The 19,164-nt window shown below is 36.6% G+C and carries 18 protein-coding genes; 13 read left to right on the forward strand and 5 right to left on the reverse strand.

Annotation, left to right across the window (positions count from 1 at the left end; all coding sequences use genetic code 11):
* Positions 1-3 precede the first annotated feature (3 nt).
* The 5 genes from LK994_RS10735 (at position 4) to LK994_RS10755 (ending at position 4,587) form a co-directional block, all read left to right on the forward strand.
* The gene (locus LK994_RS10735) at positions 4-732 is read left to right on the forward strand and encodes a tRNA threonylcarbamoyladenosine dehydratase (protein WP_229760078.1); all 729 of its coding nucleotides are present in this window, start codon (positions 4-6) and stop codon (positions 730-732) included.
* 138 nt (positions 733-870) lie between these two features.
* Positions 871-1,947, forward strand: coding sequence for an efflux RND transporter periplasmic adaptor subunit (locus LK994_RS10740; protein WP_229760079.1), 1,077 nt, complete (start codon positions 871-873; stop codon positions 1,945-1,947).
* Positions 1,947-3,206 (forward strand): ABC transporter permease, encoded by a 1,260-nt coding sequence (locus LK994_RS10745; RefSeq protein ID WP_229760080.1) that lies wholly within the window; start codon positions 1,947-1,949, stop codon positions 3,204-3,206. Before LK994_RS10740 ends, LK994_RS10745 begins: the two co-directional genes overlap by 1 nt.
* 2 nt (positions 3,207-3,208) lie before the next feature.
* Positions 3,209-3,889 carry an ABC transporter ATP-binding protein gene (locus tag LK994_RS10750; protein WP_229760081.1) on the forward strand — a complete coding sequence of 227 codons (681 nt, stop codon included), beginning with the start codon at positions 3,209-3,211 and terminating at the stop codon, positions 3,887-3,889.
* A 74-nt stretch (positions 3,890-3,963) separates the two neighbouring features.
* Positions 3,964-4,587, forward strand: coding sequence for an outer membrane beta-barrel protein (locus LK994_RS10755; RefSeq protein ID WP_229760082.1), 624 nt, complete (start codon positions 3,964-3,966; stop codon positions 4,585-4,587).
* Between the two features lie 67 nt (positions 4,588-4,654).
* Here the strand turns inward: LK994_RS10755 and LK994_RS10760 are convergent, their stop codons facing one another.
* The 3 genes from LK994_RS10760 to porW form a co-directional block, all read right to left on the reverse strand.
* Positions 4,655-5,053, reverse strand: a complete 399-nt coding sequence (locus LK994_RS10760; protein ID WP_229760083.1) for a hypothetical protein — start codon at positions 5,051-5,053, stop codon at positions 4,655-4,657.
* A gap of 137 nt (positions 5,054-5,190) precedes the next feature.
* Entirely contained in the window at positions 5,191-7,569 is a 2,379-nt protein-coding gene (locus LK994_RS10765) for a penicillin-binding protein 1A (protein WP_229760084.1), read from the reverse strand.
* 34 nt (positions 7,570-7,603) lie between these two features.
* On the reverse strand, positions 7,604-10,603 hold the full coding sequence (gene porW / locus LK994_RS10770; protein ID WP_229760085.1) for a type IX secretion system periplasmic lipoprotein PorW/SprE: 3,000 nt from the start codon (positions 10,601-10,603) through the stop codon (positions 7,604-7,606).
* Between the two features lie 99 nt (positions 10,604-10,702).
* Between porW and LK994_RS10775 the strand changes: the two genes are divergently transcribed.
* From LK994_RS10775 to LK994_RS10805, 7 genes are all read left to right on the forward strand, one after another.
* On the forward strand, positions 10,703-11,101 hold the full coding sequence (locus LK994_RS10775; protein ID WP_229760086.1) for a hypothetical protein: 399 nt from the start codon (positions 10,703-10,705) through the stop codon (positions 11,099-11,101).
* Between the two features lie 17 nt (positions 11,102-11,118).
* A complete protein-coding gene (locus LK994_RS10780; RefSeq protein ID WP_229760087.1) occupies positions 11,119-11,523 on the forward strand; it encodes a bactofilin family protein in 405 nt (134 codons plus the stop codon).
* A gap of 15 nt (positions 11,524-11,538) precedes the next feature.
* Positions 11,539-11,934, forward strand: coding sequence for a hypothetical protein (locus LK994_RS10785; RefSeq protein ID WP_229760088.1), 396 nt, complete (start codon positions 11,539-11,541; stop codon positions 11,932-11,934).
* Positions 11,927-12,550, forward strand: coding sequence for a SprT-like domain-containing protein (locus LK994_RS10790; protein ID WP_229760089.1), 624 nt, complete (start codon positions 11,927-11,929; stop codon positions 12,548-12,550). The genes LK994_RS10785 and LK994_RS10790 overlap by 8 nt, the downstream gene beginning before the upstream one ends.
* A gap of 118 nt (positions 12,551-12,668) precedes the next feature.
* On the forward strand, positions 12,669-13,214 hold the full coding sequence (locus tag LK994_RS10795; protein WP_229760090.1) for an RNA polymerase sigma factor: 546 nt from the start codon (positions 12,669-12,671) through the stop codon (positions 13,212-13,214).
* 2 nt (positions 13,215-13,216) lie between these two features.
* Positions 13,217-13,993, forward strand: a complete 777-nt coding sequence (locus LK994_RS10800) for an anti-sigma factor (RefSeq protein WP_229760091.1) — start codon at positions 13,217-13,219, stop codon at positions 13,991-13,993.
* Between the two features lie 139 nt (positions 13,994-14,132).
* Entirely contained in the window at positions 14,133-14,711 is a 579-nt protein-coding gene (locus LK994_RS10805) for a fasciclin domain-containing protein (RefSeq protein WP_229760092.1), read from the forward strand.
* Between the two features lie 78 nt (positions 14,712-14,789).
* Here LK994_RS10805 and LK994_RS10810 read toward each other — a convergent pair whose 3' ends face one another.
* Positions 14,790-15,473 carry a hypothetical protein gene (locus LK994_RS10810; RefSeq protein WP_229760093.1) on the reverse strand — a complete coding sequence of 228 codons (684 nt, stop codon included), beginning with the start codon at positions 15,471-15,473 and terminating at the stop codon, positions 14,790-14,792.
* 96 nt (positions 15,474-15,569) lie between these two features.
* Between LK994_RS10810 and LK994_RS10815 the strand changes: the two genes are divergently transcribed.
* Entirely contained in the window at positions 15,570-18,548 is a 2,979-nt protein-coding gene (locus LK994_RS10815) for an FAD-binding and (Fe-S)-binding domain-containing protein (protein WP_229760094.1), read from the forward strand.
* A gap of 1 nt (position 18,549) precedes the next feature.
* Here the strand turns inward: LK994_RS10815 and LK994_RS10820 are convergent, their stop codons facing one another.
* Positions 18,550-19,095: a hypothetical protein gene (locus tag LK994_RS10820; RefSeq protein WP_229760095.1), complete on the reverse strand. Its 546-nt coding sequence runs from the start codon at positions 19,093-19,095 to the stop codon at positions 18,550-18,552.
* Positions 19,096-19,164: the final 69 nt, after the last annotated feature.

Below are 19,164 nucleotides of genomic sequence, written 5' to 3' on the forward strand. Positions count from 1 at the left end.
ATTATGACAACTGATTTTTCTTGGTTATCCCGTACAGAACTTCTTATTGGTGAAAATGCTTTACATAAGCTGGCAAACAGTCATGTAATGATAGTGGGGCTTGGTGGAGTAGGCTCTTATGCCGCAGAATTTATTGCCCGGAGTGGCATAGGAAAAATGACAATTATTGATGGCGATGTGGTGGATCCAACTAATCGTAATAGGCAATTGCCTGCATTGTCAACCAATCATGGGCAGTATAAAGCCGATATAATGGCTGAGAGATTATTAGCTATAAATCCCGAGCTTGAGGTCGAAGTAATCAAAACATTTATTAATCCTGAAATGGTGGCAGCGCAATTTACTATTCAGCCCGATTATCTGATAGATGCAATTGACAGTATTACACCAAAAATCACCTTTATAAAAATGGCTTATGAAAAAGGTTGGAATATTGTAAGCAGTATGGGGGCCGGGGCAAAGTTAGATCCTACTAAATTACAGGTAGTGGATATTTCGAAAACATATAACTGTCCTTTTGCTCAACAAATAAGAAAAGTGTTGAAACGACAACACAATATTCGGAAAGGCATTAAAGTGGTTTTTTCACCTGAAGAACCGATGAAGGAAAGTTTGATACTAACTGATGGCAGTAATTTTAAAAAATCGGCTTATGGAACAATATCGTATCTGCCTGCAGTATTTGGTGCGGTCGCTGCTTCAGTTGTGATTAGGGATCTGATTGGGGAATGATTTTATATGCCTGTTTGTAACGTGCGATCACAAAATTTCTATTACTCATATAAATCACATTTGATTATGAGAATAATCACTCAGCTGTTATTATATTAGCATTAGCTTTACTGTATAATCTAGTCATTTTAGCTAATTATGAAACTATTCACTTCTTTCATTGCATTGATACTACTCGTCTCCTGTAAGAGTAAGCAGGAAAAAACAAATCCCATCGAAGAAAAGATCACTGAATCTGTATATGCATCGGGAATAATAAAAAGCAAAAATCAATACCAGGTTTTTTCTGCAGTAGGCGGGCTGGTTAAAGATATACTCGTTACCGAAGGAGATCTGATAAAGAAAGGTGATGCCATCATGCGATTGTCTGATATAACAGCAAGACTCAATAGTGAGAATGCTAAAATAGCTGCAGATTATTCCAGTGTAGCGGCTAATGCTGATAAATTAAATGCATTAAAAATTGATATTGCCAATGCAAAGGCCAAAATGGAGAATGATGCTTCTTTATTAGAAAAACAACGCAACCTATGGAATCAGGGTATCGGCACCCGTAATGAGCTGGATCAGCGTGAATTGATGCACACAAATTCTGTTAATGCGTATAATGCAGCGAAGCTTCGCTATAATGACCTTCAACAACAATTAAATTTTCAGTCTAAACAATCACAAAAAAGATTAGAGATATCGAATACCACCACTGGGGATTATACGATCAAAAGTGAAGTCTCTGGCAAAGTATATGATGTGTTAAAAGAAAAAGGAGAGATGGTGAATACGCAAACTCCTGTTGCATTGATTGGAGATGCTAATGGATTTATTGTGGAATTGCAAGTAGACGAATATGATATTGCAAGAATTAAGATCGGCCAAAAAATCCTGTTGAGTATGGATAGCTATAAGGGACAGGTATTTGAAGCTGTTGTAGAAAAGATAAATCCTGCGATGAATGCACAGACAAAGTCTTTTACAATTGATGCTGCTTTTATTACGCCACCTCCGGCATTATATCCTAACCTTACAACCGAGGCCAATATAATCATCAATGTCAAAGAAAAAGCATTGACCATTCCGAGAAATTATCTGATAGATGATACCTATGTAATGCTATCTACAAAAGAAAAAAGAAAAGTTACGACGGGATTAAAGGATTATCAGAAAATAGAAATACTTAGTGGGCTAACTAGTAAAGATGTAATAATTAAACCACTGTAATGAGAACTAAACTTCTTATCAGCATCGCAATGTCGTTGTTGCTGGCACGTTGGAAACAAACGCTGGTAGCAGCTATAGGGGTTACATTTAGTATTACCATGTTTATAACACTGCTTAGTTTTATGACGGGCCTTAATAATTTGCTGGATGGATTAATCTTAAATCGCACTCCTCATGTCCGTTTATTCAATGATATAAAACCTAATAAAAATCAACCGGTAAACATATCCAAGAACTATACGGGGTATTACAATTTTATCCGCTCAGTAAAATCATCCACTAGTCGTCAGCAGATATACAATAGTGGAGCAATCATGAAAGCGTTAAAAAACGATGAAAGAGTATTAGGGTTTTCGCCGAAACTTACTGCCCAGGTTTTTTTTAATGATGGTAATGTTGATATTACCGGTGTTATAAATGGTATCGATGTACTGGAAGAAAGCAGGTTATTCCATTTTGGTGATTATATTACTTCCGGCTCCGGACTGGATATCAATAAAGTTCCTAACAGTATTGTATTAGGTAAAGGGTTAGCAGAAAAGTTATTGGCAGAGATTGGTGATGTGGTGCAGGTTACAACGGCTAAGGGTGAACGCTTTCAATTGAAGGTGGTGGGGTATTTCCAATCTGGTATAGCTGATTTTGATAAAGTGCAAAGTTATGCTACAGTAAGTACTGTGCAGAAGCTGCTGAGTAAGCCGGCTGATTATATTACAGATATACAGGTAAAAATGAAAGACATAAAAAAAGCCCCTGCTGTAGCCACAGAATACCGGCAATTGTTTGAAGCAGATGCGGAAGATATACAAACTGCCAACTCCCAATTTGAAACGGGGAGCTCTATTCGTTCTTTAATTTCTTATGCTGTAGGTATCACTTTATTGATTGTTGCAGGCTTTGGTATTTACAATATACTCAACATGATGATCTACGAAAAAATGGATTCGATCGCTATTCTGAAAGCTACGGGTTTCTCCGGCAGAGATGTGATGAAGATCTTTTTAGGGATAGCGTTAAGCATTGGTTTTTTTGGAGGTTTGTTTGGGTTGCTATTTGGTTTTACATTATCGTCCATAATTGATCAGATACCATTTAATACTGCGGCACTACCCACTGTAAAAACATATCCGATCAATTACAATCCGGTATATTATGGAATTGGTATTATTTTTTCATTGATCACCACTTATCTGGCAGGCTGGTTTCCGGCACGTAAGGCAAGTAAAGTTGATCCGGTTGTCATAATAAGAGGTAAATAATTATGAGTGAATTAATTCTTGAGGCAAGACATATCAATAAATATTTTCATGATCCTGTGACGGTACAGGTATTAACAGGTATTACTTTCTCGATTAATAAAGGAGAGTTTGTTTCAGTTACAGGAAAATCAGGTTGTGGGAAGTCCACACTGCTCTATATTTTATCTACCATGGATACAGATTATGAAGGAGAATTATTGATTGATAATATCTCTATGGCAAATAAAAAAGAAGCGGAGTTGGCAAGGGTTAGAAATGAGAAGATCGGATTTGTATTTCAATTCCATTATTTACTGAATGAATTTAATGTATTAAGAAATGTAATGCTTCCGGGATTGAAGTTGAATAAATATTCAGAAGCAGAAATTGAGAGCAGGGCAATGGAAAAATTGAAGATGCTGGAGATCGATCACCTGGCATTAAAAAATGCCAATATGGTTTCAGGAGGAGAAAAGCAAAGAGTTGCCATTGCACGTGCATTGATCAATGATCCACATATTATTATGGGAGATGAACCAACCGGCAATCTCGATAAAAAAAATAGTGATATTGTTTTTGATATCTTTAAACAATTAGCAGAAGAGTATAATCAAACTTTGTTGATCGTTACACATGATCAAAGTTTTGCAGAAAGAACACAACGAACTATTAAGATGGAAGATGGAAAGATCGTTGATCAATGATCTCTTTATAAATACCCTTTGTTGGGTATAGTGCAATATGGTTTTATTTTTCAACTTTGAAAAAAAATAAAACCATGAAAAAAATTTATCTGTCTTTTTTTGTATTGATTGGTCTGGCTGCACAAGCACAACATGCTAAATATCCTATTTACTTGCGGGGCGATTTGGGTATCAGTAATGTGAAAACTAATGGAGGTAAAGGCAACAGTACAATTGCATTAGGTATTGGAGCCGAAACATTTCTTACCCTGAAGAAGGGACAAGACGTTAACCTGTCACTTAATCCCAATTTATCTTATTTGCATACAGGCTACGAAAACACAGGAGGGGGTAGGGTGAAGGTGAATTATTTATCCTTGGGACTACCGGTTTGCTTATTCTTAGGTAATAATGGCGAATCAATAGGGCTATTTTTTGGTGCAGGCCCCTTTGTGAATATTGCTACTTCGGGTAAATTCAGAAATTCATCGATAGATAATTATAAAACAATGAGTTTTGGAAACGGAAGTGCTGATAATAGAAAATCTATAGATGCTGGCTTCATATTAAAAAGTGGTTTAAGAATAAAGAAAGCAAATATGGGACTTCAATATAATATAGGTACAACTAATCTGATCCCAAAAGATAGAATTACTACAGGGTCTTTTATTAAGAGCCGTAACTTTTTGTTCTATATAAGTTATTTACTGGGTAAATAATTACTACTTGTATTAAAAAAGGTCAACTTAAATAGTTGACCTTTTTTAATTATGTAAAATAATTTTATTATTTATTTGGTGCTGGAGGTGGAGGTGGTTGAGTTGCTTCTTTTTGTTTTTTACGAATAGCACTCCATTGTTTGAACTTTTCAGCTCCCATGATCTGTTTTAGCTTTTCATTTTTAGCACTGTTAACTTCGTCTTTCTTTGCTGCTTTTTCTGCTTCAGTTAAAGCGTCGTCATTTTTTATATCTTTTCCTTTTTGTTCAGCATCTGTTAAAGTCATTCTTACTAATGTCTGCTGGTCAGCAGGTAAGCCTAACTCTGTGAAAGCAGCAACCAGATCAGCTTCTTTTTTAGCTTTCTCTGCGGCTTTTTGTTCTTTGGTTTTTGGAGGATTGTTTTGTGCAAATGATACAAAAGCAAATGCACTCATGAACAAACACGTAATAATTAATTTTTTCATGTGGCTATATTTATTTTTTTTACAGTATAAAATTAGGCAACTGATTTGATATTATTTTGCTTTTAACAGATTGTTTACGTAAACGTTCCCGTAGGTTAATAAACTATCTGTTAAGGCTGTGAAAACAGCATTAACAGTTATTTGTAGTCATTTAATTTTGGCTTTTCTGACTTAACAGGCTTTTTGTTTTTATCTTCCGCTTTAGGTGGAGTAGATGCTTCACTTTTGACCTCAGTTTTTTTGGGCAATGTAGCCGCAGGTTTTGAGTTGCTGTCGACAGGAATCAATGGTTTACTGATGTCTGAATTATCCGGAGCAGGATCAACTATAAAGTCGTCCGCATTACCGTTGCCCATATCATCTGGCGCCATATTTCCATCACTTTGATTTACAATATTGGCAAAATTCTGATCAGCATAGATCGGGTCTTTACTCATTTCTGCTGGTGCTTCAAATTTCGTGATCTTGCCATAAGGGAGTCTTTTGTTGTCATACACTTTTTTCATAAAATAGCCCCACTTTGGCAATGCCATTTCATTACCACCACTGGTACCTGCATAGATCCTGATAAAAGGATCATCGCAACCAACCCATGTACCGGCTAATAATTCCGGAGTGTAGCCAATGAACCAACCATCTGTATTATCATTTGTAGTCCCGGTCTTTCCAGCCTTTTCTACTTCAATTCCATAATTGTTCAATGATCTTCCTGTACCAAACTGCACTACCCCCTGCATCAATTTTACCATGGTAAATGCATCACCTTCACTGATCACCTGTTTTGTTTCAGATCTGAATTCTTCTAACAAATTACCGTTCTTGTCTTCTATACGATTAACAAATATGGGCTCAATATTATATCCTTTACTAGGGAACATAGTGTACGCTCTAAGCATTTCAAGCATTGGTATTTCTGCAGATCCTAACGCAATCGAAGGGTAAGGGGGTATCTTAACAGTGATGCCACAGTTATGAGCAAATTCTACCAATTTGCTTACACCAATGATAGAGATCAAACGATAAGCAGCAGCATTTTTTGAATGAGCTAAACAGTAAGCCATTGTACCTGCTCCACCTGTAATACATTTTCCTCCTAAACAAATAGTACCACCGGCAATAGATGTTTGAGGAGTGTAGCCGGCATCTTGTACTGCAAGTGTATATAACAGTGGTTTAAATGTAGAACCTACTTGTCTTAATGCTGTTACGTGATCATATTTAAACCATTTAAAATCAATTCCGCCTACCCAGCTTTTTACTTCACCAGTTATCGGATCCATAGCTGCAAAAGATGTTTGCATCAGTTGCTTATGATACTTGATAGAGTCGTATGGAGTCATAACAGTATCAGTTTCTCTTGCCTTATTCCAGGCAAATATTTTCATTTTTACCGGCTTGTCAAATGATCTTCTGATATCTTCATCTTTTACTTCATCTTCTTTCATGCTGCGCCATCTTTCAGAGGATCTTATTGCACTTTCTATAATGGATTCACGGCCCTTCCAAACTTTGCCGCCGTTTGCTTTTATCAACCAATCCAACTTTTTTTGAATTACAGGCATGTGTTGTTCTACTGCTTCTTCAGCATATTGCTGCATGGTTGAATTAATAGTGGTATAGATCTTTAATCCATCTCTGTATAAATCGTAGTTCTCGCCGGTTTTTAAATTTTTATGACTTTTACACCATACTTTTAATCTATCAGAAAGTACTGCTCTGAAATAAGGAGCGATCCCAAGATTTTCATCAGGTTTTTTATAATTGGTTGAAAGCGGTTTGGCTTTTAAAGCAGCGGCCTGCGCCTCTGTAAGATAATGTTGTTTGCAATCCACCATTCTGCCATACACTGTATTACGACGGTTGAGGCCGGCAACAGGATGTCTGACAGGATCATAAATAAATCCTTTTAACATGCCTACCAATATTGCGGACTCCTGTATGTCTAATTCTGCAGGCTCTTTTTGAAAATAAGTTTTTGATGCATTACGTATACCATAGTTGTTTCCCCACGGGGCTCTGTTAAGATAAAGAGTGATGATCTCTTCTTTAGTAAAATTTCTTTCCAGTTTTACAGCAATGATCCATTCTTTTATCTTTTCCAGTACCCTGGTAATTATATTTTTATGTCCCTGGCCCAACATCATTTTAGCAAGCTGCTGAGTAATAGGGCTACCTCCACCATCGGTACCTAATTTAAGTACAACTCTTGCTATTGCTTTTGCATCAATACCGGAGTGGTCATAAAAACGTTCATCTTCTGTTGCTATCAATGCATGGATGATATTAGGAGAGATTTCATGATACTTTACTTCACTTCTGTTCTCTGAGTAATATTTACCCATAAGCTTACCATCAGCACTGTATATTTCACTGGCAAGATCAGCTTCAGGGTTTTCTAATTCCTGCAAGGAAGGCATTTTGCCAAATAAACCAAAATTTGCACAGATAAATAATAAGACAACAAAAAGGAGTCCACCGAAAAAGACTCTCCATAAAATTTTTACAGAACGCTTCATATATTAAAATGAATTAGATAGTTAGTGTTACGAATTAAAACTTGCCTGGATATTGTTTGTTTAAAAGGGCTTTATATCCGGTTAGATCTTTATTGGCTTTTAATTTTTGCAGATTTTCATCTGTGCTGATAAAGAATGAATATTTACCGGCATCTAACCATGATACTTCACTCGGAGCTGCCCTTCGTAATTTATTCATATACTCTATTGCTTTATTCGCATCTGTGAATGATGAAAATATCAGCAAAGTGTTATCTCCATCCAAAGCATCTTTTGTTAGTGTAATAGGACGGTCACCAAATCCTTCACTAACAAATCTGTTGAATGCATTTTTTGCTTCATTAATATAGGTGCCATCCACTTTGGTAAGTAGCATAATTACGTTATGTGGTAATGATGCATCAAACGAAAATGGCCCACTTGTTATAATATTTGCCTGGGAAATAACCTGTGTTTTATTATCCAATGATGGAGGCACAGTAATGTTTCGCTGAGCACTGTCTATAACCGGCTGATTGTTATTTACCGGAATTGTATTCTTAACAACATTATCAGAAATATGAATGATGTCATCTTCTTTAGCTCTTGTAATTTCTAATGCTGTAAGATATTTTTCAATCTCATCTCTTCTGCTTAATACATCCAGCAAACTTTCTGCTTTTATTTTAAGCGGAGAGGAGGGGTATAGCTGAATAATATTTTTTAAAACAATTTTGGCAACACTATCATCTTTTTGTTTTACGTGATAGATCGCTTCTATATATAACAATTGAGGCGACCAATAACTTTTACCATACAAACTATCTGCTTTTTGTTTTTCAGTTAATGCTTCGGCAAATTTCCCTTCAATAAACAAATTGTAGATATCTGCATACCGCTTAGTTGCCGGGTTGTTTTTAAGTTCAGGCTTAGCAGATGCCGGATCTGTAAGTAATTTTGCAGAAATACTATTAGCCAGTTTGGTTGTTAATAAATTCTTGTAAAAAGCGGCCTGGGATAAATCGTTTAGTTTCGTATAACAATAGTATAGTCCAAGGTATATCTTCCCTTCATGTAAAGAATCAGGATAACGTTTTAATGATTCCTGGTAAGTATTGATGGCTTCTTTGTAATCTTCAAGGTCATTCTGATAAAGTTGCGCCAAGTCAAATAAGGCAGCATCTATCAGAGAATGACTGATGATCATCTTTTCTTCAGTAAGCGGAATATTTGCTAATAACCCATCATAACTTATGTCTTCTTCTGTAGGAGCCACTACTGGAGTAGTGGTATTGGTAATACCGGTAGGATCAATATCCATGTCTGGATTTATTGCTATGATATCATTGCTCATACTGGCATCTAGTGCAGCTTTTCTACGCCAGTTATCGGTATTGTCTCTATTGCCCCAACGTCTTTTAAATTCGCTGAACCCTTTGGCTTTTGTAGAAGCATTATAGAAATACCATTCGCCTTTACCGGAGTTGTCCGAAAACAGATCGATAGCTTTCTCTTTGTTATTCTCAAAGCCGATCACAACACCTCCATTATAGTCTTCTTCTTTTAATCCCTTTTCTTTTCTGAGTTTTTTTGATAATTTTTTTAAGAATGTATCTCTTTCCAGTGGGGTTAAAGTTGCAATTCTTTGCAGGCTATCTTGCCGCTCGATGATGTTGATTTGCTTTACAATTTTTGACAAGCCGCTTTTTCTTTCTAATATTTTCAAAAGTCGTTCGCCAAATGATGTGTCCGTAGTTTCAAGACTATCATAAGCAGCAGCAGCCAATTTATATTGTTTTCTTTCATAAGCAATATCTGCCAGTAACAAATAGGCCTTGTTTTTAAAAACAATATTTTCCTGATTATAGAGCAAGCTTTTATTTAAATACGTAATAGCATTGGCTGTATCAGGTTTTTGCATTGCTAATTGAGCAGCAGAGTAATAAATGATATCCTTGTATGCTTCAAATTTATCCTTTTTGGCCATGTGCAACAGGTTGCTGATGCTGTTGTCTAACTCCTTGCCACTGACATTTCCTTTAAACATTTTTGCATCGTTCAAATTAGCATAGATATCCATCAACGGACTGGTAGTATGTTTGGATGCTTTTGCATAATAATCTGAGGCTTTGTCAAATTCGCCTGTTAGTTCATACAACTGTGCCAACAAAAATTCAGAACGGGATTTATCTTGTTTATTGTCAGCATTGCTTAATCCTTTTTCTAAGTATACAGCAGCACTGTCGTAAGTATTTTGTTTATAAAACCAATAAGCATATACTTCGTCCAGATCATTTTGTAAACGTCTTGGCAGATTAGGGTCATTTTGTAATGTCTTTATCAAGCCTGCCGCCGCTCCATATTCCTCCTGTTCAATAAAAGTTCGTACAAGCCAGATGAAAGCATCATTACGGCTGGGTGGTTTAGAGGCTATTTTTTGTAAGAGATTTTGTTTCTCTTTATTGGCAATACTGATAGTTCCTTTGCTGGCTTCATAATTAGTACCAACAATTTTATCGTCATCTTCGTTTCTCTTTTTTCTTGGATATAAATTGTAGTTGATAAATTGAAAAGTTGCTGCGGCAGAGTCAAACTCTTTTCTAAAAAAATATGCTTTACCCATCAATAAATACATATTATCTATCCAGTCATTTCTTAGATCATGCAATAATATACCTGCCGTTGCTTTAAGAATGACAGAATCTAATTCTGCAGCCTGTGTAGAAGTATTATCTAATGAATAGGGATAAAATGATAATAATTTAGAATAATCATCAATTTGTGCGATTTTGGCTCTCTCAATAACAGTATTGATCTTATTATTGGCATTATAGTAATAATTATAATGTGTATAGGTATTCTGAAACAAATGCCTGATAGGAGTGAATTTTTTATCGGCCATCTTTTCTGACCCTAACTTTCTGTTCTCAAATTTATCCGGCTTTTTTTGTTTGCCTAACAGGTCTACTGTCCAGGCAGGTTGTGCGTAGGCCAGATTAAAAATTGTACCGAGTACAGATAAAAGTATTATAAATGTTAATGTCTTCTTCAGCATGCAAGAACTAATTGAAAATGCGGCTAAATATCGGATATTTTTAGCAATTATTGAGGATAATGCATTTGGTTTCTTAATTTTAACACCGAATAAAGAACTATGTCCAAGTTAGATGCCAATAGTACACTAAAAAGATTACGCAATCATTACCGTTTGGTGGTAATGAATGAGGATACTTATGAAGAAGTGGTAAAATTTAAATTGAGCCGATTGAGCGTTTATATCGTATTGAGCAGCGCTTTTGTATTGTTTACAGTATTAACGGTAGCTTTGATCGTATTCACGCCAATTAAGTACTATCTGCCTGGTGTTGGGTATGGAGATGCCAAACAGGTAAGAGAATTTAAGCAACTGAAAATACGGGCAGATTCAATGGAAGCCTCGTTAAAGTACAAACAACAATATTTTGATGATCTGCAAAAAGTATTGGAAGGTAAAGTGCCTAAACTGGATACGAATAAATTAGATCTTCCAAAAGACGACGATATCAACGAATAACCTAAACCTTGTCATATATGTTCAATACAAAATCTAAAGCTCCATTTGCCGAAACTGTAGGTAATGGAATAACAATTGTTGGAGCAGGAACAACCATTACCGGAGATATTGAAAGCAATGGAGATATACGGATAGATGGTACTATTATCGGTAATATTATTTCCAGGTCAAAAATATTAGTAGGCCCCGAAGGAAATATTGACGGAGATCTGCACGGGCAGCAAGCAGATATTTTAGGTAATGTGAACGGTAAAATTAATGTAACAGACCTCTTGCAACTTAGAGGAAAGGCAAATGTAAAAGGTGATATCTATGCCGGTAAATTACATATAGAGCCTTCGGTAACATTTAATGGGCAATGTCATATGGGGGCAAACGTAGTAGAATTAAACACAGAAATAGCCACGGCAGTAAATCAATAAACAAATTAAATATTCATGCCTTCTCAACAAAAAACACTGTTGCCTTTTATAGCTATCTTCTCCTTATTCGGAATTGCGGTTGTACTTATGAGAACAACGCTTGATAAATGGGGGCTGGATTACAGGGTACTATTAGTGGCTAATGCCTTGTTCTTTATTATCAGCATAATTACTTTTCTTTTACAGCAAAAAGCATTGAGCCATAAAAATCCCAATGTTTTTGTAAGAAGTATTTTAGGAAGTGTAATGATAAAAATGTTTGGTTGTGTAATAGCCATTATTCTCTATAGGTTACTAGCTCCGAACAGTTTCAGCAAAATGTCAGTTTTTGTTGCCATGTTCTTATACCTTATTTATCTGGCAATAGAAGTGAAAGTAATATTAAAACTGAATAAAAAACCGGATGCCTAAAGAGGAAGCTCCATTACACCAGTTACAAGCTTATTTACCCGATGGGTGTCTGGATGATGTGTTGCATTATCTTCACCTGCATAAAGTACATCTAACTATTACCCGTGAGCGCAAAACGGTATTGGGAGATTATCGCAATTCTTTTGCTGATAAAAATCATCGCATCAGTGTAAACGGTAATCTCAATAAGTATGCATTTTTAATTACCTTGTTACATGAGCTGGCACATTTATTCACTTTCGAACGATTTGGCAATAGGGTGCAGGCCCATGGGCAGGAATGGAAGAATGAGTATAGCAAGATATTAGCTCAATTCTTATTAAAAAAGATTTTTCCCGGAGATATTCAAAAGGCTTTATACAAAACATTGCAAAATCCTGCGGCAAGTAGTTGCGCAGATACATCTTTATTAAGAGTGTTGCATCAGTATGATGCAAAGAAAGAGGGAGTGATCTTAATAGAAAAATTGCCATCAGGAAATTTGTTTGCAATAAAAGGCGGCAGAGTTTTTAGAAAAGAAGAAAAAGTACGTAAACGGTATAAATGCACAGAAGTTAAAACAGGTAAGGTCTATTTGTTTAGTCCCGTGTATGAAGTCATACTGATCAATGAATAATACCTTGATCTCAGGGATGTTTTTGATATAATTACCTGAGATCTAAACCTTTTTTTAATAATGGTGTTTACTTTTCGTAATAAAACTATTATTTTCATAAGCGAATTCATAAAAACATTTGGAGTTAGTAAAAAAATATAGTGAGGATGAATTGGTGGTATTGCTCAAAGGGCAAGACCGTCAGGCATTTTCGTATTTGTATGATAACTATGCCGCAGCTCTAAACGGGCTTATCTTTCGGATGGTTGAAGATAAAGAGCTGGCAGAAGATATTTTACAGGAGGCTTTTGTTAAAATATGGAATAATTTTGCACAGTACGATAGTACTAAAGGCCGGTTGTTTACCTGGATGCTCAACTTGACACGGAATCTGACTATTGATACATTGAGAAGCAAGGGCTATAAAAAGCAAAGGAAAATCTCAAGTGATGAAAATTCCGTAAGTAATATACAAGACACCAATTTTGGTGCTGACAAGTTTGATACAATGGGGTTACAGAAACAATTAGCCAACTTAAAACCAGAACAGCGTACCATTATTGATTTGGCATATTTCAAAGGCTATACACAGGATGAAATTTCTAAGAATACAGGTATACCCTTGGGGACAGTTAAAACAAGAATGAGGGCAGCTATTACAGAGTTAAGAAAAATATTAAAATAAAGGTGCAGGTAAAAGATATCATATCATCGGGTTTATTGGAGCTATATGCTACCGGGATCGCCTCGGAGGAGGAAATATTGCAGGTAGAGCAATGGGCCAAGCAATACCCTGAGGTTGCAGCAGAATTGGCTGAAATACAGATAGGTATGGAGGCTTATGCGGCGGCTCATGCCATTGCACCTGCTGCGGATGTTAAAGAAAAAATATTTTCCCAAATAGCTTCAAAACACAATAACGATATAGGGGGTGGTGGAAGGGTTGTAGGAATTACTCCTTTCTGGAAATACGCAGCCGCCGCTTCTGCGATCTTGTTATTTGGTAGCCTTGCATTGAATATAATATTGATCAATAAGAATAGTAGCACTAAAAGAAGTTTACAGGAAACGCAACAAACATTGGCCGGTTTGCAGCAGCAAAATGAGGATATGAAAAAGGATATGCATGTGGTACAGGATAAATACAGCATGCCTGTCTCGTTAAATCCAATGCCTGGTATGGATGCTGCGGCAAAAGTTTTCTGGATGAAAAATACAGGAGAGGTTTATATCGATCCGAGTAATTTGCCGGATGCCCCCGAAGGGAAAAATTACCAGTTCTGGGCAATTGTTGATGGCAAGCCTGTTAGTGGAGGTATGATCCTGATCAATAAAAAAGGAGAAAAATTCAGGATACAAAAAATGAAATCTTTTGGTAAGGCAGAGGCTTTTGCTGTTACCCTCGAAGATGGAATGGATAGCCCTGTTCCTAAAGGACCGATGTATGTAATGGGAAAAATGTAATTTGATTTTTATATAATATTTTGATGCCGACTAACATTTAGTCGGCATTTTTTATTAAAAAATATTTTTTAAAAAATTGAAACCGTTCTTCTTTGTCTGTCGTAAGTAAATCAAACATTAATCAAAAAAAATTACGACAATGAAAAAACTAATGATCGTTGCAATTGCAACAGTATTTGCCAACTTTTCCTTTGCACAAATGATGGGTAATTCTATAAACAAAATGTCAATGGAAAAAACGGTAACGGTTGGAGGGGCGCCAATGTATCCTTCAAAAAATATTGTAGAAAATGCAGTAAACAGTAAAGACCATACTACATTGGTAGCTGCCGTAAAAGCGGCAGGTTTGGTAGAGACCCTACAAAGTGCAGGACCATTTACGGTATTTGCACCGGTAAATGCAGCTTTCGATAAATTGCCAGCAGGTACAGTTGATAATTTATTAAAACCTGAGAACAAAATGGCGTTGACAGGTGTTTTAACTTATCATGTTGTTGCAGGTAAATTAAGTGCTGCAGATTTAATGGCAAAAATAAAGGCTGGCATGGGCAAGGCAATGTTGAAGACTGTGGCAGGAGGTAATTTGTGGGTAATGTTAAAGGGTAAGAAAATTGTTATTAAAGATGAAAACGGAGGGATGGCATTTATAACAATTAAAGATGTAAATCAAAGTAATGGTGTGATACATGTAATAGATCACGTGCTTTTACCAAAATAAGTTCTGGTTATAGGTTTCATGTTAAGTGGTAAAGCGGCCCGGATTTTTCCGGGCCGCTTATTTTTTCAGGAACATTCTTTAATAATTTGCAGGAATACTGCCCAGTTTACTTCCACTTGCATTGGAGATAGTGATGTTGCCATCGAGGTCATCCTGGGTACCCATATAAACAACCCTGTTATTTCTTTTATTCGAAATGCCCACTCTTCCTCCTTCAGATGGTGTTGATAATCGTATCGTTTCAATATCATCATTCAATAATGCAAAATAACCACCGCCGTTTTCAGTATAAGTTAACCACGCTATTTTTTTGCCATCCTTGTCATTAAGGTTAAAATAACCGGTGTTGTTGTTGGTTGCGCCAAATTCAACAATTTCATTTCTGTCAGAATTGAACAAGGCCATATAACCGCCGCCGCCAATGGTTTTGGTAACCTTAAAATTGATCTCTCCATTTTCGTCAAAACTATTGATGGCGCCGCCTCCACCAGTGGATGTAAAGAGTTTAACTAATTTTTTACCGGTGTTGGTGTAAGTGGTGAAGCAGCCGTTACCATCTTCTTTATTTAATTTCAACAATACATTGCCATAATTATCCACCACTTCAAAAGCTTTGGCTTGAATAACTTCCGGAACTGATGGCTTATTGTTATGAGACATAAGCATAATGGCAGCAAAAACGGTTAGTGCTGAACCGAAGATGATCCTATAGGTTTTCAGCCGGTTCTCTAATCTTATTATTCTTTTTTCTAACTGGTTCATAATGTTGGTTTTTAGATGAGGGTGATGTGTTTTTTGATTTCTTGTCACAAATTAATTAACAAGATTATAAAATACAATAGCCGTTAAAATGTATTTATGAAGTGTCGCATTTTAAAATGGGTTAAATTTGCACTCCAATTACAAAGAAAGCAAGTAAGCATGAAGGCGCAGTTAGCACAATTAGCAAAAAGTTTAGAGGGTGATCTGTTTGATGATTTAACCATGCGTACACTATACGCCACGGATGCATCAGCTTATCGTGAGATGCCATTGGCAGTGGTCATTCCTAAAAATATAGCGGATCTTAAAAAAGTAATTGCATTTGCACATGCAAATAAAACATCCGTGATACCACGTACAGCTGGTACTTCATTAGCGGGCCAGGTGGTAGGCAATGGTATCATCGTAGATGTGTCAAAATATTTCACTTCTATCCTGGAATTGAATGCCGAAGAAAAATGGGTGAGGGTGCAGCCGGGAGTGATACGAGATGAACTGAACATGTTTTTAAAACCACACGGACTATTTTTTGGACCGGAAACGTCTACAGCCAATAGAGCTATGATCGGAGGTATGGTGGGCAATAATTCATGTGGGTCAAACTCTGTGGTATACAGAAGTACCAGGGAACATTTGCTGGAAGTAAAGGCTTTGTTAAGCGATGGCAGTGAGGCTGAGTTCAAATCATTGAACATTGATGAATTTCATGCTAAATGTGAGGGAGATTCTTTGGAAGCCGATATCTACAAAAAAGTTCGCAGCATACTAAGCAATTATGATAATCAGGTAGAAATAAGAAAAGAATTTCCTAAAAAAAGTGTAGAAAGAAGAAATACCGGTTATGCAATAGATGTATTGTTGGAATCGGCGCCATTTACTGCCGGCACAGAAGATTTCAATTTTTGTAAACTCATTGCTGGCTCCGAAGGCACATTGGCTTTTTTAACAGAGATAAAACTGAATGTAGTTCCGCTTCCTCCAAAAGAAAATGGATTATTGTGTGTGCATTTTAACAGCATTGATGAAGCATTAAGAGCTAATTTGATCGCATTAAAATACAAGCCGAGTGCAAGCGAACTGATCGATCATTATATTTTAGAATGTACAAAGGATAATATTGAGCAGAGCAAGAACAGATTTTTTGTTCAGGGAGATCCCGGGGCAATATTAGTGGTAGAATACGCTGCAACTAATAGAGAAGAAGTGGTAGAAATTGCAAAGAAAGTAGAAGCTGAAATGCGTAGTGCAAACCTGGGGTATCATTTTCCTTTGCTGTTTGGAGCAGATACAAAAAAAATATGGACGTTACGTAAAGCTGGTTTAGGGTTGCTAAGTAACCTGCCAGGTGATGCCAAGGCCGTGCCTGTAATTGAAGATACTGCGGTAGATGTGAATGATCTGCCTGCATATATCCGTGATTTTAATGAGATACTGAAAAAACATGATCTGTACTCTGTGCATTATGCACATGCAGGAAGTGGAGAAATACATTTACGTCCGATCATTAATTTAAAGACCAAAGAAGGTAATCAGCTTTTCAGAACAATTGCTGAAGAGATCGCTACTTTGGTTAAAAAATATGATGGCTCTTTAAGTGGGGAACATGGTGATGGCAGATTACGAGGAGAGTTTATCAAGCAAATGGTAGGCCCCAAAAACTATGAATTACTGAAAGAGATAAAACGTACTTGGGATCCGGAAAATGTATTTAATCCGAATAAGATCGTTGATACGCCTTCAATGAACAGTATGCTCCGCTATACGCCGGGGCAGCAAACACCCGAATTTAAAACTGTTTTCCGTTTTAATAATCAGAATGTGTTACAACATGCAGAGCAATGCAACGGTAGTGGAGATTGCAGAAAAACTGAATTGAGCGGCGGAACAATGTGCCCTTCATTTATGGCTACTCGTAATGAGAAGGATACCACCAGGGCAAGAGCAAATATTTTACGTGAATTTTTAACCAATTCAGATAAACTGAATCGTTTTGATCATAAAGAAATTTATGAAGTAATGGATTTGTGTTTGAGTTGTAAAGGCTGTAAATCTGAGTGCCCGAGTAATGTAGATGTAGCCAAACTGAAAGCGGAGTTTTTACAGCATTATTATGATGCCAATGGTGTTCCTTTCAGGTCAAGATTGATAGCCAATTTCAGCACCTTTGGGAAATTAGGGTCAATTGTTCCGGGCTTATATAATTTTGCGGTAACTACAGCGCCTATCAGCACAATAATAAAGAAGTTTGCAGGCTTTGCAACTAAACGCTCTATGCCTACACTCTACAAAACTACACTAAGCGCATGGTATAAGAAGAATCGTAAATCAAAGGTCGTAGTAAATCAAAAATTAGTTTACCTGTTTTGCGATGAGTTCACAAACTACAACGATACAGAGATTGGCATCAAAGCAATTTTATTGTTAGAAAAATTGGGATATGAGGTTGTGATCCCTACGCATGTGGATAGTGGCAGGGCATCATTGTCAAAAGGTTTGATAAGAGATGCTCAAAAAATAGCTAATAAAAATGTTGAGTTATTGAGCGCTGTTATTACTGCTGAAAATCCTTTGATTGGGATAGAACCAAGTGCTATTCTTACTTTTAGAGATGAATACATTGACCTGGTGGCGGAGGATAAACTGCCTGCAGCCAAAGCATTGGCTAAAAATGTTTTCTTGATCGATGAGTTTATAGCGAACGAAATTGATAAAGGAAATATCCGCAAAGAGCAGTTTACCAAAGAGAAAAAAGAGATCAAATTGCATGGGCATTGTCAGCAAAAATCATTGTCTTCTACTGTGTCATCAGTAAAAATATTATCATTGCCCGAGAACTATACTGTTGAGACAATTCCTTCCGGCTGTTGCGGAATGGCAGGTTCTTTCGGTTTTGAAAAAGAACATTATGACTTGTCTATGCAGGTAGGCGAGTTGGTATTATTGCCAACTGTACGTAAACAGCCTGTGGATACCATCATTGCGGCACCAGGCACCAGTTGTCGTCATCAGATACATGATGGCACCGGCAGAACAGCGCAACATACTATTGAGGTATTGTATAATGCTTTAGCTTAGGTCAATAAAACTTCAGGCTATTCATTGCAAGTTTTGCCGCAGTACTGAAGATGTCCTTTTTACTACCTTCTGCAGAGTAGGTGAGTATATAGGCTTTGTCTTTGTTAATAACAAATCTCTGGCACCACACTAGAGGAAAATCAACATCAGCTATTTTGCCGGTGTAATTTATCTCGTAAGCCTGTTTGCCATTCCATATAAAATATTTGGCACTCACCTGTTTAAAATCTAATATAGTGCTTCCATCTTTTATACCAATAAGATTGCCGTCAACAAACTCTTTCAGTGTAGTCGGATTTTGAGAAATATCCTCATAACTTAAGGTCAGGTTTTCACGGAACTGGTCATTGTCATCAGAAGGAGTAAATATAAAAAAAACAGCTCCGCTGATAGTATCAGTTATTTCCCATGATTTGGGATACTGCATTTTTATCTTGTACTCAGTATTATTGTAGTTTATCAGCGGTTGTTGTTTAGCTCCGCCTTTTTGTGCATTGGAGTTGTAAAAACTGGCACATATTAATAAAGAAAGTATGATTCTTTTCACGTCATTAAATTTTATAGATTCAGATAAGGGTTAAACTGCTAATAAAGGTAGGTATTTATAGTTGTAATT

It is taken from the genome of Ferruginibacter lapsinanis (assembly GCF_020783315.1).
GTDB lineage: Bacteria > Bacteroidota > Bacteroidia > Chitinophagales > Chitinophagaceae > Ferruginibacter > Ferruginibacter lapsinanis.

Bases quoted from the DNA above. Each gene is read 5' to 3' on its own strand.
- LK994_RS10735 (WP_229760078.1), top strand. From the start codon at position 4: ATGACAACTGATTTTTCTTGGTTATCCCGTACAGAACTTCTTATTGGT.
- LK994_RS10740 (WP_229760079.1), top strand. From the start codon at position 871: ATGAAACTATTCACTTCTTTCATTGCATTGATACTACTCGTCTCCTGT.
- LK994_RS10745 (WP_229760080.1), top strand. From the start codon at position 1,947: ATGAGAACTAAACTTCTTATCAGCATCGCAATGTCGTTGTTGCTGGCA.
- LK994_RS10750 (WP_229760081.1), top strand. From the start codon at position 3,209: ATGAGTGAATTAATTCTTGAGGCAAGACATATCAATAAATATTTTCAT.
- LK994_RS10755 (WP_229760082.1), top strand. From the start codon at position 3,964: ATGAAAAAAATTTATCTGTCTTTTTTTGTATTGATTGGTCTGGCTGCA.
- LK994_RS10760 (WP_229760083.1), bottom strand. From the start codon at position 5,053: ATGAAAAAATTAATTATTACGTGTTTGTTCATGAGTGCATTTGCTTTT.
- LK994_RS10765 (WP_229760084.1), bottom strand. From the start codon at position 7,569: ATGAAGCGTTCTGTAAAAATTTTATGGAGAGTCTTTTTCGGTGGACTC.
- porW (WP_229760085.1), bottom strand. From the start codon at position 10,603: ATGCTGAAGAAGACATTAACATTTATAATACTTTTATCTGTACTCGGT.
- LK994_RS10775 (WP_229760086.1), top strand. From the start codon at position 10,703: ATGTCCAAGTTAGATGCCAATAGTACACTAAAAAGATTACGCAATCAT.
- LK994_RS10780 (WP_229760087.1), top strand. From the start codon at position 11,119: ATGTTCAATACAAAATCTAAAGCTCCATTTGCCGAAACTGTAGGTAAT.
- LK994_RS10785 (WP_229760088.1), top strand. From the start codon at position 11,539: ATGCCTTCTCAACAAAAAACACTGTTGCCTTTTATAGCTATCTTCTCC.
- LK994_RS10790 (WP_229760089.1), top strand. From the start codon at position 11,927: ATGCCTAAAGAGGAAGCTCCATTACACCAGTTACAAGCTTATTTACCC.
- LK994_RS10805 (WP_229760092.1), top strand. From the start codon at position 14,133: ATGAAAAAACTAATGATCGTTGCAATTGCAACAGTATTTGCCAACTTT.
- LK994_RS10810 (WP_229760093.1), bottom strand. From the start codon at position 15,473: ATGAACCAGTTAGAAAAAAGAATAATAAGATTAGAGAACCGGCTGAAA.
- LK994_RS10815 (WP_229760094.1), top strand. From the start codon at position 15,570: ATGAAGTGTCGCATTTTAAAATGGGTTAAATTTGCACTCCAATTACAA.